We start from the raw sequence: 12,865 nt of genomic DNA, 5'->3' as shown, positions 1-12,865 counted from the left end.
CCTCGCCAACGACAACGTGGAAGTCCGGGTCGGCGGGCTCTACGTGTTGGAGCGGATCTCGAAGGACTCGGTGAAGGACCGCCGGTTCGTCCAGGTCACCGTCGGCAGCTTCGTGCGCAACCGGTCACCGTGGGCCGTGGGAGCGCCCGGTGGTCCGGAGCACCCGACACCGGTCGTCGACCAGGATCTGCCATGGCTGCGCATCACTAAGTGGCCGTCGGAGATCACGCCCGAAGTTCGGCGCGAACGCGGTGTCGTCGATGTCTCTACGTCACCGCTCAGTGACTGAGACAACCTCACCGCCGGGAACAACCCGCCGACGAGCTCCCTTGAACAGTTCGTAGCCCTACGAATCGTTTCAAGGGAGCCCCGAAGTGAGCCTGCTCTTCTCCCCGCTGACCCTGCGCTCGGTCACGCTGCCGAACCGCATCGCGGTCAGCCCGATGTGTCAGTACTCGGTGACGAAGGAAGACGGCGTCCCGACCGAGTGGCACCTCGTCCACCTGGGCTCGCGCGCGGTCGGTGGTGCCGGGCTGGTCATCGCCGAGGCCACCGCCGTCGAGCCGAGGGGCCGGATCTCGCCGCAGGACGTCGGCATCTGGAACGACGAGCAGGTCGAGGCCTGGAAGCGGATCACCGCGTTCATCAAGGAGCACGGTGCGGTCCCCGGCATCCAGCTCGCGCACGCCGGGCGCAAGGCGATCGGTGACTGGGTGCCGGTGGCGCCCACGACCGAGCCGTTCCCTGGCGGAAACACTCCGGAGAAACTGACCGGCCACACTGGGATCGTGAAGGCCTTCGTCGACGGCGCGCTCAGGGCGGTCGAGGCCGGGTTCGAGGTCATCGAGATCCACGCCGCGCACGGGTACCTGCTGCACGAGTTCTACTCGCCGCTCACGAACGAGGGCAGCCTCGAAGAACGCATCGCCGTGCCCGTCGAGGTCACCGCCGCCGTGAGGGCAGCGGTGGGCCCGGACGTGCCGGTGCTCGTGCGGATCTCGGGCACCGACTGGGTCGACAACGGCTGGACTGCCGACGACAGCGTTGTGCTGGCACAGGCGCTCAAGGCCGCGGGTGCGGACCTGATCGACGTGTCCAGCGGTGGCAACACAGCGCAGGCGGAGATCCCGATCGGGCCCGGCTACCAGGTGCCGCTGGCCGAAGCTGTGCGACGCAAGGCAGACGTGCCCACGGGTGCGGTCGGCCTGATCACCGGGGCGGTGCAGGCCGAACAGGTTTTGACGGACGGTTCCGCCGACCTGGTGCTGCTCGCGCGCGAGATGCTCCGCGACCCGTACTGGCCGCTGCACGCGGCACAGCAGCTGGGTGTGGAGGTCAACGCGCCGAGGCAGTACGCCAGGGCGTTCTGAAAGCGCCCTCAGAGTTCAAGGGCTGGGCACCGATGATCCGGTTGCCCAACCCTTGAACTCTTCAGGCTGAATTCAGCGACGGTAGTCGTCGTAGTCGTCGTACGGGTCGTCGCGTGGCTCATCGCCACCACCACTCCCGTTCGGCGACCTTTCATCACCAGACAGCTCACGCTGCAGAGCAGCGAAGTCGGTCTCATGAGAGCTGTATTTGAGCTCCCTGGCGACCTTCGTCTGCTTGGCCTTCGCTCGGCCGCGCCCCATGGCTCGACCCCCTCGCACAGGGACGGGGGCGGCCGGGGGAACGGCGGCCCCACTCGTCTCGACAACTAGTTCCTGGTAACTACCGTACCGTGCCGATGGGGTTCCTCGCGACGCGGTAGGCGTGACACGTACCGCCAAATCTCGCGGCCGCCCTCGCGTGGAAGGATGCACACGTGCCCAGACCGTTCGTCGCCTACCTACGGGTGTACGAACCGTTATCGGTATTGGACGCACCGCTAGCGGACAAAGTCCAAAAAGCCCTGGAAAACGGCCCTGTCCTCCGTTCGGAGGTCGGTGACCGCGAACGGGAGCTGTGGTTGCGATCACAGTTGGGACAAAAGCTGCTTCCGGGCGAGTCCTTCGACGTGATGGCGATCAGCCCCGCCGAGGTTCCGACCTCTGACGCCGCGCGTGTCGGCCCCGGACCTCTCGTCTGCCCCCTTGACCTCCGGGCACGTTCCGCCGCCGCTCTGGTGGGCTTCCTGGCCTCCGCTCCGCCGATCCTGCAGGACGCGGCTCTCGGTGTTGCCCCGGAAACTGTCCGAGCGCGCGCGTCGGCCGTGATGGCAGAACTCGCGGCAGGAGCCGTCCACGTCATCTCCACGACTTGGACCGTGCCGCTGCCGTGGTTCGCCCTGGTCGAACCCGCCCAACGCCGCGTCGTGCTGGCCAGCGCCCAGGACGACCCGGAACGGCAGGTGTCGTGGCGGGTCGCGATGGCGGACGCACGTCGTCGCGTCGCCCGAGCGCTCAAGGTCGTGAAGAACTCCCTGGGCAACGAAGGGCCGGCCACGATCCTGGCCGACACCGGACGCTGGCTCGAGCACTTCCACCCGCACTCCGCCGTCGAACTCGACTACGGCGGCCTGGTGCAGCTGCTCGAGGACAAGGACCTGCTGGAGGACACCTCGGCGGCGGACGTGAACGCCATCGTCGACGCGCTGGAATCGGGCGACGCCGAGGAGGTGGCGTTGCGCTACGAGACGCTGCGCGAGTTCTGGGGCGAGCTGGCCCGCAGGGAACGCCACGGCTGAAGCAGCACCCGCGCGGTCACGGCCGCCGCAGCTGCAAGGACCATCGCCGCAGGCCACGCCACGTGCACCGCGACGAAGCTCGCGAGAAACGGCGTGATCGCGGCGCTGAGGTAGTTCGCCGAGTTCTGCATGCCGATCGCGGTGGCACTGCGACCTTCGGGGGCGAGCTCGCCGGCCTCGGTGACCGCGAGCCCGTTCCAGCACAGCGCGAACACGCTCGTCGGCACCAGCACGGCGATGAGCAGCGGCAACGGCGCCTGGTCCAGCACGGCGACCAGCACGAACCCGGCCGCGGTGATGATCGACACGATCTTGAGCGGGCCGATCCGGTTGCGCACCCGGTCCGACCACACGCCTACAGCCAGCCGTCCGGCACCGCCGAGCGCTTGGGCAACGCCGAACACCGCCGCGGCCGCCGTGACGGTCATGCCTCGGTGCCCGTGCAGAAGCGGCACCAGCAGCGCGGTGGCGGTGAACTGCGGCACTACGAGCAGTCCGCTGGCCAGCGACAACCGCAACAGCCGTGGATCCTTGAGGATCACTCCGTGTTCGGCGCTCGCCCGGACCGCGCCAGGCGGTTCCCTGACCAGCAGCGCCACCGCGAGCGCCACGAACGCGGTCACGCCCGCCAGTGCGACGAAGGCCGTCGGTACCCCGGCCGAGATCGCGATTCCGGGCAGGACTGCGGCGGTGAGCGCGGCGCCGAGCGGGGTGGCGGTCTGCCGGACGCCCATCGCGAGGCCACGCGACCCGCTGCTGAACCACGACATGACAGCCCGGCCGCTGGCCGCGTTGACGCTGGCCCCGAACAGTCCGGCGGCGAACAGCGCGAGGCCGGCGATCCAGGCGTTGCCCAGTGCCACGGACAGCAGGCAGCCCGCCGCTCCGAGGCCGCCAATGGTCATCACGAGTCGCTCGCCGCGTCGGTCCGCGACGACTCCCCACGGCACGAGGGCGATCATCGTGCCCAGGTTGACGGCACCGAGAAGCAGCCCGACCTGGGGCAACGTCAGTGAGAAGTGCTGCTGGAGCTGCGGGCTGATCGCGGGCAGGCCGAGGAAGACGGCCGCGTTCGTGCCCTGCGCCAAAGCTCCGATGCACAGCACGACCCAGCGATACCCCATGAGGGCACGCTAGGTCTGCTGCTCAGAAAGTGGAACGACCGTCCCAGATTGTGGGAGTCAGCTCTTGCGCCGGTGGTGTCCGCGCTCGGCCGCCAGCAGCTCGTCCACCGACGCGCTCCCGCGCTGGTAGCGCGAGGCGATCTCGGCGTTGAGCTTGTCCACGACGACCTGCACCTCACGCCGTCGCACCGACACCGAGGCCTCCTCCGAGATAAACGTCTCCAACGCTTCGCCGAGGCGATCGTCGGACAACTTGCTCACGTCGGAGAGGTCCACGTCGGAGACGAGCGCCTCGACGTGCCGTTGATGCGCGTCAGCACGTGACGGCTCATGGGTCTGGTACCGGCCTAGACCGGTGGCCGGCCCCACGGCGTTTGTGGACAGGATCGTGGCCAGTTGGTCGACCACCGCCGAACCGCCAGAGCTGCGGCGCTCCTGTTCCGCGCGCACGATGTCGATCCGCGCGTGCAACAGCCGCCGCAGGTAGGACAGGTCGGTCTCTTCCTGCGCTGCCTCGTCGCGGAGTTCGCGCACCTCGACGAGCGGGCGCTGCTCGACGCCCTCCGTGTAGTCGGGGGCGAGCACCCGGTCGATTCGGCGGCGCCCGCCAGGACGCACCTCGATCACGTGTCCATCCTGCGGTAGATCCTCCTCACCCGCCAACACATCCCATGCACCAAACTTGTCTCAAATGTGCACGCCCAGCAGCTTTCGCGCTTCGTCAGGTGTGAGAGCGGGTCGTTGTGCGATCTTGGACAGCCCCGCGGCACGCGCCACGAGCTGTGTGTTGTCCCGAACCGGCACTCCACGCGAGTAGCTGATCGTGTCTTCCATACCCACTCGGAGGTGGCCACCCGCACCCAGTGCGGTGAACATCACGGGCAACGAGGTCCTGCCGATCCCGGTGGCGGAGAACGTTGCCCCGTCCGGCAGAGCGTTGACTGCTGCGACCAGCGTCGCGGCGTCGCCGGGCATACCTCCGGGCACCCCCATGACGAGGTCGACGTGCACGTGACCGCCTGCGGGCAGGCCGTGCTGGTCCAGCAGGCGCTTCAACGACGCGAGCTGCCCGATGTCGAAGATCTCGTACTCCGGGACGATCGAGCGCTCCTGCATGCCCTTGTGCAGGGAGACGATGAACTCCCAGCGGTTCATGAACACGTCGTCGCCGAAGTTGACGGTGCCCATCGTGCAGGACGCCGAGTCCGGCATCGCCTCGAGCACGCGCAGCCGGTTCTCCTCCGGGTCGTGCACCGACCCGCCGGTGGAGAGCTGCACGACGAGGTTGGTTTCAGAACGCAGAGCCTCGACGGTGGCCTTCAGACGACCGAGGTCCAGCGACGGCAACGCGTCCTCGCCACGGATGTGGACGTGGATCATCGCCGCGCCGACCTGCTCGCAGCTCTGCGCCGTCGCGACCAGCTCTTCCAGGGTCACTGGAAGCTGCGGGACGTCGGCCTTCGCGTGCTCCGCTCCGGTGGGAGCGACCGTGATGAGAGTGCCCAAGGACATGTACCGGGACTCTAGGGGTCATCCCCGCAGGTTGCGAACAGCTTCCCGGCCCAGACCTGGGGTGTCCGGTGGCACCGAGTCGGGGTCGATCCGGGCAGGAACTTCCCGTTCAGGAGCGCCGGCGAGCAGCTCGGATTCCACCGGCACAGACCGCTTGACCAGCGCCAACGCGATCGGGCCCAGCTCGTGGTGCTGCACCACGCTGCCCACCCGGCCGACCACGCGCCCGTCCAGCTTCACCGGGTCGCCGGTCTCCGGCTCGCCGTCCGCAGAACCATCCAGGTGGAGTAGGAGCATCCGGCGCGGCGGGCGTCCCACGTTGTGGACCTTCGCGACCGTCTCCTGGCCCCGGTAGCAGCCCTTGTTCAGGTGCACGGCCGGGTCGATCAGATTGACCTCGTGCGGGATCGTGCGCTCGTCGGTGTCGATGCCCTGACGTGCCCGCAGGGACTCCACGCGCAGCGCCTCGAACGCGAAGCTGCCCGCCGGGCGCGCGCCCGCGTCGGTGATCCGCTGCCACCACGAGGTGAGTTCGGCGCGCGGCACCAGCAGGTCGAACGAGCTCTGACCTGGCCACGACGTGCGGCGCACGAACCCGTCGCCCAGCTGCTCGACTGCGGCGGGCACCGGGACGTCCAGCTTCTCCAGCAGCGCGACCGCGTCGGGTCCGATGATCGACACCAGCGCGAGCTCGGCCGTGGCGTCGCGCGGCTCCACCTTCGACCAGAAGACCATCTTCTTCAGGTACGCCAGCAGGTCGTCGACCTTCTCGACGTCCAGGAACACCGTGCCGCCGACGTTCGCGACGACCATGTGGTGCTCGAGCCTGCCCTGCGCGTCCAGGATCAGCGCCTCGGTGTTCGCGTTCTCGCCGAGCTGCTCGAAGTGCTGGCTCGTGAGCTGGTGCAGCCACTTGAGCCGGTCCTCGCCGGGAACCGCGATGATGCCGCGGTTCGAGCGGTCGACGACCACGACGGCACGGGCGGCGGAGCGTTGTTCGGCGAACGGATCTCCGTAGTGCCAGGCGACGCCGGCATCAGTGGAATCGTCGGGCGGCGGGACGGCTCCTGGGAGGGTCACTCGGTCTCCTGCTCCTGCTTCAAACAGTCGCGGCAAGTGCCGGACAGCGCGAGATGGCTTGCATCAAGTTCGAACCCATCGCGCTCCCGCAATGTTCCGACCAGCGGGTCGAGCAGCTCACACGGGATCTCGTCGATCCGGCCGCAGACGTGGCACACCAGGTGCACGTGCTGGTGGTCGTCGACCGAGTAGCTCGGCGCGCCGTGACCCAGGTGCGTGTGCCGCACCAGCCCGAGCCGGTCCAGCAGGTCGAGCGTGCGGTAGATGGTCGTGATGTTGACCGTCGGAGCCGTCTCCTGGACGCGCTGACAGATCTGCTCCGGGGTCGAGTGATCCAGGGCCCTGACCGCGTCCAGCACGAGCTGGCGCTGCGGTGTCATCCGCATGCCGCGGTCGTGCAGCGTTTTGCGCAGGCCTCTTGCGGTCTCCACAACACCGATGTTAGTAGGCTCGGGCCATGCGCGTGCTGGCACTGCTCGACGGAACCCTCGCTGACCCCGACTCGCCGCAGATCCGCGTCGACGACCTCGGACTCATGCGCGGTGACGGTGTGTTCGAAACGATCCTCGTGGTCGACGGGAAGCCCCGCGAACTCACGCCGCACCTGGACCGCCTGGACCGGTCCGCGGCCATGCTCGACATGCCCACGCCTCCGCGAGCGGAGTTCGAGCGCGCGGTCGAGCTCGTCATCGGCAACTGGACCGGCGGCCGGGAGTTCGCCCTCAAGCTCGTCTACACCCGCGGTGTCGAGGGTGGCGACGGCACGGGCACCGGGTTCGCGCTCGGCATGGAGATCGGCGCGAAGGTGCTCAAGCAGCGCGCGGAGGGCCTGTCCGCGGTGACGTTGGACCGCGGCATCGAGCCGGACCTCGCCGACCGCGCGCCGTGGTTGCTGCTGGGCGCCAAGTCGCTGTCGTACGCGATCAACATGGCCGCCATCCGCGAGGCCGAGCGCCGCGGTGCCGTCGAGGTCATCTTCACGACGTCGAACGGTTCGGTGCTGGAAGGCCCGACCTCGACCGTGATCCTGGTGCGCGGCAAGACCCTCGTGACGCCGCCGTCGAAGCTCGGCATCCTGCCCGGCACCACGCAGTACGCGTTGTTCCGCGCCGCCGAGCGCGCCGGCTGGACCGTCTCCGTGGAGCCGATCCAGACCGGCGAGCTCTACGACGCCGAGGGCGTGTTCCTCGCGTCCAGCGTCCGCAAGATCACGCGGGTGAACACGCTGGACGGCAAGCAGCTGCCCGACTCGTCAGCCCTGCTGACCGAGCTGCAGGGCCTGTACGAGTCCGAGTACTAGATCTTCTAACGAAGACCGGCGTCGACCGCGGCCATCAACGGGCCGCGGTCACCCGACATCTCCCAGAACATCGCGCCCAGCAGGTTCTTCGACTTGAGCCACGCGGTCTTCTTCTGGATCGACCAGGCGTCGTCGAAGGTCCACCACTGGTTGCCGGTGTAGCAGGACGTCGCCACGGCCACCTCGTCGTGGTGGACGGTGCAGTTAGGCACGGACGCGACGAGGTTGGCGTACCCGCGCGTGCCCGACTCCTCCGGGAACTGGCCAGGTGCCGCACCACCCGCGGTCTGCCACTCGCCGTTCTTGCCGCCGTTGGTGACGTTCTGCCAGCCGCGGCCGTAGAACGCGAGCCCGAGCGTGATCTTGCGCGACGGCACCCCGGCGTCGAGGTAGGCCTGCACCGTGCTCTCCACGCTGAACTTGGTCGTGTACGGGTCGTCCGGGTCCTGGTAGAGGTTGCCCTGGTGGCCGGTCCGGTTCGGCTCCCACGAGTTGTCGCTGCCGGAGCCGTGGAAGTCGTAGCCCTGGACGTTGAAGATGTCCATCGACTGCGCGACCCGCCCGAGCTCCCAGCCCGCCGCGATCTTGCCGGGGTCGGCAGGGGTGAACGCCGTGAGCTGGTAGCGCTTGCCCGTGGTGGTGCTGTACGCGTCCATCTGCCGGCGGAACTCCTCGATCAACAGGGTGTTGTTGACCTTGTCCTGCGGGCCGAAGTGGTTGCCCGCGTGGCCTTCCGCACCCGGCCACTCCCAGTCGAGGTCGAAGCCGTCGAAGATGCCCGCCGCGGTGCCGGGGCCGCCGGCGCCGTTGTACACGGGCAGGTTGCCCTTGAGGTAGACGTCGATGCACGACGACACGAACTTCTTCCGTGCCGCGTCCGTCGCCGCGACGTCGGAGAAGTACTTGGAGTACGTCCACCCGCCGAGCGAGATCAGCACCTTGAGGTTCGGGTGCTTGGCCTTGAGCTTCTTGAGCTGGTTGTAGTTGCCGCGCAACGGTTCCCAGCCGCTGTCCGCGACGCCGTCGACGGACTGCGCCGCGCTCATCGGCCTGCTGTAGTCGGCTTCCGCGTCACCCGCGCCGTCACCCTGGTTCGGGTCCTGCGGGTTCGGGCTCGTGCCCTTCGTGACGCCGTGCAGACACGTCAGGTTGACGGGATCGATGTTGCCGAACGCGTAGTTGACGTGGGTCATCTTCGCGGCGTCCATGTCCTTCACGAAGTACTGGCGTCCGTAGATGCCCCACTGCACGAAGTAACCGACACGGGCGTACCCGCCGACGATGTCATTGGTGCGCTCGGTCAACGCATTGCTCGCTGCGGACACGTTGTCGTAGATGTCCCGTGCGCGCACAGTGAACGTGTAGCTCGTGGACGGCGCGAGGCCACTGACGACCGCCGTGGTGCCGGACACCGTCGTCTTCACGGTCGAGCCCACGTAGACGTCGTAGTTCGCGACCCCGCGGTTGTCGGTGGATGCGTTCCACGCCAACGTGATGCTGCCCGCGTCCTTCGCCGTCGAACGCAGGTTGCCCGGCGCGGTCGGAGGTGTGGTGTCGTCGGCGGGGTTGTTGGTGGTGACGCTCACCGCCGCGCTGGCCGCGGACAGGGTTCCCCTGGTGTCCTTGGCTTTCACCGTGAAGGAGTACGCGCTGTTCGGGTTCAGCCCGGTCACGGTCGCGGACGTCGTGGTGCTGCTCGTGGCGAGCGCCGAGCCGTTGTAGACCTCGTAGCCGGCGATCGGCAGCGAGCCCGCGGTGGACGCGTTCCACTGCAGCGTCACCGTGCGGGTGGTCTTCGTCGGTGAGGTGAGACCTGTTGGGGTGCTTGGCGGAGTGTCCGCGCTGCCATCGCAGTTCGCGTTGTTGATCCGGCACGTAACCGGGTCGACGTTCGAGCTGATGGAGAACGCCGGGCTGTACGGCTCAGTGCTGCCGCCGGCCGCCACGGTCTTGTTGTAGTGAACGGGGGTCACGGTGACCTGGTTGCCGTTCTGAGTGACCGTGCTGTTCTGGCCGTTGCTGACCGTCACGCCGTTGGGCAGCGTGAAGCTGATCGACCAGTCACTGACCGCGGCGGCGGAGTGGTTGCGGACGATGAACTTCGCCGTGCCGCCCGCGACCGAGTAGTCGGCGGTGAGGCCGGTCGGGGCCGGTGGTGGGTTGCCGCTGCCGTCACAGGCCATGTTGTTGATCGTGCAGGCGGTCGGGTCGGCCGCGGCGCTCAACGTGAACGTCGGGCTGTACGGCTCGGTGTTGCGCCCCGGCGGAAGGTTGTTGATGTAGAAGGCAGGGGTGAGCGTCACTCTCGTGCCGTTCTGGGTGGTCGTCGCGTTCTGAACGTTGCCGACCGTGACACCGGACGGCAGGTCGAACTTGATCGACCACCCGTTGAGCGCGGTCGTGCTCGCGTTGGCGACCACGAACTTGCCACTCGTGCCGGTGCGGGAGAAGGTCGCGGTGATACCGGTGGCGGCCTGTGCAGGGACCGCCAGAGCTAACACCGCGAGGAGAACTGCTAGCAGGGCAGGGATCCGGCGCATGCGGAACTCCAGTTTGGTAGAGATTCCGCGGCGGCTGGGAGTTACGGTATTTGGTCTGGACCACTTACGTCAACGCTCTGGTCCTCAGTCGATCGGGCGGAACCGGATGTTCGTTCCCGGCCTGGCCTGCCCGAGAAACCGCAGGTGATCGCAGTCGACGACGCCGATGACGGGATAGCCGCCGGTGGTCGGATGGTCGTTGAGGAAGACCACCGGCTGCCCGTCCGGCGGCACCTGGACCGAGCCGGTGATCATTCCCTCGCTGGGAATCTCCCCGTCACGACGATTCAGCTTGGTGCCCTGAAGCCTCGCGCCGACCCGGTTGCCGCGGTCCGACACCGTCCACGATCCTTGGCGCAGCTGGGTTTCCGCGTCCTCGAACCAGTCGTCGCGCGGGCCGAGCCTGATCGGGATGACCAACGTTTGCAGGACGGCGATCGGCGGCACCACGTCCGCCCCGTTCGCCGGGTTCGATGTCCCAAGCTTTAGGACGTCGTTGTCCCGCAACGGTTCTGGACCGATTCCGGACAGCAGGTCGGTGGAGCGGCTGCCGAGTTCCACCGGCACGTCGATGCCGCCGGAGATTGCCGCGTACGTGCGCAGCCCGGTTTCCGGGGTCCCGATCTCGAGGGTGGCGCCCGCCGGCACGTGCACCGGCTGGTGCGAATCGGCGAGCCTGCCGTCGATCCTGACCTCGACGGCCGGTCCGGTGACGGCGATGGTGCAACTGGTGTTGGCGTGGATCTGGGCGCCGCCGAGCAGGAGTTCGAGCCCGGCCGCGGTCTCGTCGTTGCCGACGAGCCGGTTGGCCAGGGTGAGCGAGTGCGGGTCGATCGCGCCGGAGGGCGGGACCCCGAGGTGGGCGTTGCCCGGCCGGCCGAGGTCCTGGATCAAGGCTTGTGGGCCGGTGCGCAGGATCGTGACGGTGCGGTTCACGCGATCACGAACCTGACCTGGTCGCCCGGCTGCAGGACAGCGGGGGTGTCGGCCTTCGGGTCGAACAGCGTGATCTCGGTGCGGCCGATCAGCCGCCAGCCGCCCGGTGTCGCCCTGGGGTAGGCGGCGGTGAACTCGCCCGCGATGCCGACCGAGCCCTGGGGGACCTTCGTGCGCGGGGAGTCGAGGCGCGGCTGCTGAAGTTGTGCGGGAAGTCCGGTGAGGTAGGCGAAGCCTGGTGCGAAGCCGCAGAAGGCCACCTCGTACGTGGCCTCGGTGTGGAGCTTCACGACCTCGTCCGCAGTGGTCCTGGCGGCTTCCGCCACGAGGTCGAGGTCCGGCCCGTCGTAGATCACCGGGATGGTGATCTCGCGGCTGTGCGTTTCCGGGGCCTTGGTGAGGTCGATGCCCTCGAGGGCTTTCCTGACCTGTTGGATCGCGCCCTTGACCAGCACTGTCCTGGCCGCCGGCACGAGCTCCTCGATCCCGGCCAGGCCCTGGAGGGCCGCGCGCACCGCCGCGACCTCGGTCAGCGAGTCGACCTCGACGAGGAGCGCATCGGTTCCGCAGCGCCGCAGAAGCATGGACCCATGCTACGCGGAATCGTGGGATTGTTGAACAATCCGACACGCAGATCGTTCAACAATCCTGCGTGTTCGGTGCTGGACTGTTGAACGATCTGCGGTGTGGCTGGTCAGCCGACGATGCGCTTGAGGTGTGCGGACGCGTGCGGCTGCAGGGGCTGGCCGACCATGGCGCGCTCTTCCACATAGGCGAGGTCGCCGTTGTTGACGATGCCGTAGAGGCGCTGCGAAGCCTGGACGTCCTTGGCCGTGGCGGAGCGGATGATCGCGTCCGACTCGAACTCCCACGACGTCTGCGTGCGCACCTTGCCGTAGTACAGCTCGACGATGCCCGTGTTGTGCGTGAGCAGCAGCTCGATGGTGTCGTCTTCCTGCGGGCGCCAGAAACCCTGCTCTCGGGCCGCCGGGCGGATGACCTCGCCGGCCTCGTTGAGCAGCCAGGACCGCGCCTCGTAGACGAGGAACGGGCGGCCGTCGTGGGCGAAGGTGATCTGCTGGCCGAAGCGGAACGGGCCCTCGATCGTCGGGTAGACGATCTCTCCCTCGCCTCGCCAGACGCCTACCAGCGGGAGGACTGCCAGGAGGGCGTCGTTGAGGTTGGCGCCTTCCCGGAGGTTCGCCGTGTCGCCCGGGATGGGCATGTCGGTGAACTGGGGGAGGTTGCGCTCTCTGGTGGCCGCGGCGCGTTCTTCGGCCAGGCGGATGGCCTCGTCGCCGCTGCCCGGGATCGGGGAGCTGGGGACGGTGCCTGGGGTGCCTTGGGTGGCGCTGGGCTCGGCGCCTGGGGTTGGCGTGGTCATCGCTGGTCGGAGTAGAGGCGGTAGACCACGTAGCCCGCGAACCACATGACTGCGATTGTCACTAGCACCAGGAGTCCGGTGAAGATGTGTTCCACAGGGGGAGGATATCTCGCCTGGTTTGACGTGCAGGGTTGTGGTGGTCACCTTTCCTGGGGGCTCCGCCCCCAGACCCCCGCCAATCTGATCTGGGGGCCTCCGCCGTGCGTGGGTTGATGGCACGCCAGTTGCGTTGGGCGGAGTTGCGTTGCGTAGGTGGTGCGGTCCGGGCGGGTCCCCGTCCCAAGTCGGGCCAGAGCGAGCCACACCTGAGGAGGGGTGTCAACT

The 12,865-nt window shown here is 68.1% G+C and carries 14 protein-coding genes; 4 read left to right on the top strand and 10 right to left on the bottom strand.

Going from position 1 to position 12,865, the window contains the following annotated elements:
- Positions 1-16 precede the first annotated feature (16 nt).
- Complete coding sequence (locus tag ACWGE0_RS29655; RefSeq protein ID WP_452264186.1) at positions 17-289, top strand: hypothetical protein; 273 nt, start codon at positions 17-19, stop codon at positions 287-289.
- An 85-nt stretch (positions 290-374) separates the two neighbouring features.
- Entirely contained in the window at positions 375-1,370 is a 996-nt protein-coding gene (locus tag ACWGE0_RS29650) for an NADH:flavin oxidoreductase/NADH oxidase (protein WP_452264185.1), read from the top strand.
- A 72-nt stretch (positions 1,371-1,442) separates the two neighbouring features.
- On the opposite strand, the gene ACWGE0_RS29645 is transcribed toward ACWGE0_RS29650, so the two are convergent.
- Positions 1,443-1,631: a DUF3073 domain-containing protein gene (locus tag ACWGE0_RS29645; protein WP_090102339.1), complete on the bottom strand. Its 189-nt coding sequence runs from the start codon at positions 1,629-1,631 to the stop codon at positions 1,443-1,445.
- A gap of 173 nt (positions 1,632-1,804) precedes the next feature.
- Here ACWGE0_RS29645 and ACWGE0_RS29640 point away from each other — a divergent pair, with 173 nt between their 5' ends.
- The gene (locus tag ACWGE0_RS29640) at positions 1,805-2,665 is read left to right on the top strand and encodes a hypothetical protein (RefSeq protein WP_452264184.1); all 861 of its coding nucleotides are present in this window, start codon (positions 1,805-1,807) and stop codon (positions 2,663-2,665) included.
- On the opposite strand, the gene ACWGE0_RS29635 is transcribed toward ACWGE0_RS29640, so the two are convergent.
- From ACWGE0_RS29635 to ACWGE0_RS29615, 5 genes are read right to left on the bottom strand one after another with little or no spacing between them, the layout of a single operon-like run.
- Positions 2,608-3,789: an MFS transporter gene (locus tag ACWGE0_RS29635; protein ID WP_452264183.1), complete on the bottom strand. Its 1,182-nt coding sequence runs from the start codon at positions 3,787-3,789 to the stop codon at positions 2,608-2,610. The two genes, ACWGE0_RS29640 and ACWGE0_RS29635, sit on opposite strands and share 58 nt — an antisense overlap.
- 57 nt (positions 3,790-3,846) lie before the next feature.
- Entirely contained in the window at positions 3,847-4,416 is a 570-nt protein-coding gene (locus tag ACWGE0_RS29630; protein ID WP_319969685.1) for an RsiG family protein, read from the bottom strand.
- A 60-nt stretch (positions 4,417-4,476) separates the two neighbouring features.
- Positions 4,477-5,301 carry a 3-keto-5-aminohexanoate cleavage protein gene (locus ACWGE0_RS29625; RefSeq protein ID WP_452264182.1) on the bottom strand — a complete coding sequence of 275 codons (825 nt, stop codon included), beginning with the start codon at positions 5,299-5,301 and terminating at the stop codon, positions 4,477-4,479.
- Positions 5,302-5,319: 18 nt separating this feature from the next.
- Positions 5,320-6,381 carry a CAF17-like 4Fe-4S cluster assembly/insertion protein YgfZ gene (gene ygfZ / locus ACWGE0_RS29620; RefSeq protein ID WP_452264181.1) on the bottom strand — a complete coding sequence of 354 codons (1,062 nt, stop codon included), beginning with the start codon at positions 6,379-6,381 and terminating at the stop codon, positions 5,320-5,322.
- On the bottom strand, positions 6,378-6,767 hold the full coding sequence (locus ACWGE0_RS29615) for a Fur family transcriptional regulator (RefSeq protein WP_452264289.1): 390 nt from the start codon (positions 6,765-6,767) through the stop codon (positions 6,378-6,380). Before ACWGE0_RS29615 ends, ygfZ begins: the two co-directional genes overlap by 4 nt.
- Positions 6,768-6,838: 71 nt before the next feature.
- On the opposite strand from ACWGE0_RS29615, the gene ACWGE0_RS29610 reads away from it, so the two are divergent.
- Entirely contained in the window at positions 6,839-7,681 is an 843-nt protein-coding gene (locus ACWGE0_RS29610) for an aminodeoxychorismate lyase (protein ID WP_319969681.1), read from the top strand.
- Between the two features lie 5 nt (positions 7,682-7,686).
- Here the strand turns inward: ACWGE0_RS29610 and ACWGE0_RS29605 are convergent, their stop codons facing one another.
- The 4 genes from ACWGE0_RS29605 to ACWGE0_RS29590 all read right to left on the bottom strand — a co-directional run bounded on the left by ACWGE0_RS29605 (position 7,687) and on the right by ACWGE0_RS29590 (position 12,469).
- Positions 7,687-10,221, bottom strand: coding sequence for a glycosyl hydrolase family 18 protein (locus ACWGE0_RS29605; RefSeq protein WP_452264180.1), 2,535 nt, complete (start codon positions 10,219-10,221; stop codon positions 7,687-7,689).
- Between the two features lie 84 nt (positions 10,222-10,305).
- Positions 10,306-11,157, bottom strand: a complete 852-nt coding sequence (locus ACWGE0_RS29600) for a 5-oxoprolinase subunit C family protein (RefSeq protein WP_452264179.1) — start codon at positions 11,155-11,157, stop codon at positions 10,306-10,308.
- Positions 11,154-11,741 (bottom strand): 5-oxoprolinase subunit PxpB, encoded by a 588-nt coding sequence (pxpB, locus tag ACWGE0_RS29595; RefSeq protein ID WP_452264178.1) that lies wholly within the window; start codon positions 11,739-11,741, stop codon positions 11,154-11,156. Before pxpB ends, ACWGE0_RS29600 begins: the two co-directional genes overlap by 4 nt.
- A 110-nt stretch (positions 11,742-11,851) precedes the next feature.
- A complete protein-coding gene (locus tag ACWGE0_RS29590) occupies positions 11,852-12,469 on the bottom strand; it encodes an FABP family protein (RefSeq protein WP_452264288.1) in 618 nt (205 codons plus the stop codon).
- Positions 12,470-12,865 lie beyond the last annotated feature (396 nt).

The sequence above is a fragment of the Lentzea sp. NPDC054927 genome (assembly GCF_053610285.1).
The sequence above is the reverse complement of the archived record's forward strand: the minus strand, read 5'-3'. Positions and strand labels throughout refer to the sequence as shown.